This is a genomic window from Aeromonas sp. QDB18 (assembly GCF_027705325.1).
In the GTDB taxonomy this organism is placed as follows: domain Bacteria; phylum Pseudomonadota; class Gammaproteobacteria; order Enterobacterales; family Aeromonadaceae; genus Aeromonas; species Aeromonas caviae.
The window spans coordinates 1-577 of the sequence record NZ_JAPDBQ010000357.1; the positions used below are offsets into that span (position 1 = coordinate 1).

The 577-nt window shown below is 54.9% G+C and carries 1 protein-coding gene; it reads left to right on the forward strand.

Annotated elements, in window-relative coordinates:
* Nucleotides 1–294: 294 nt before the first annotated feature.
* Entirely contained in the window at nucleotides 295–405 is a 111-nt protein-coding gene (locus tag OKC30_RS21335; protein WP_160837028.1) for a DNA helicase II, read from the forward strand.
* Nucleotides 406–577: the final 172 nt, after the last annotated feature.

The window sequence follows — 577 nt, forward strand, 5'->3', positions numbered from 1 at the left end:
TGGATTTAGGGACTCAGAATACTTTTTTCTGAAAATCAAGGCGGCCTTCCCCGGAAAGCCGCGATGAACCAAAAGAAAGGCCACCCCCGCCAATCCGCTGGCTTCGCCAGTCCCCTCGGGCCAGAGCCAACGTCGAGCGGGACGCCGCAGACGGCACATCCCTGTGCCAACTGCGGCTACGCCATCATCCCTGATGGCGTCCCTGCCGTTGCCTCTGACCCTCGGCGGATTGGAGGGGGATCAAAACCGTGCCCACCTGTGCCTTAGGTGCTTCATTCGATATTCCGGTAAGGAGTGGAACTCAACTTTGAAGGGGTCGGCCAGCAGAGCCGGGTGCAGATCCAGTTCGACGAGGTCGGTGCCAAGTGGCTCGTCACCGCCTACGCGAGATTGGAGGCGCTTTGATTTCTTCCGCCTTTTGAAATAAACAACCCGGCTTAGGGAAGGTGCGAATAAGTCATATGGCACGAGAGCATTTACTGGTAACCCATTGATATTAAATCCGTCATTCCGCACCTGATTTTGCTATTTTCAGTGCTTGACGGCGATCGGCCGTTCTGATCTATTACTCTCTTTT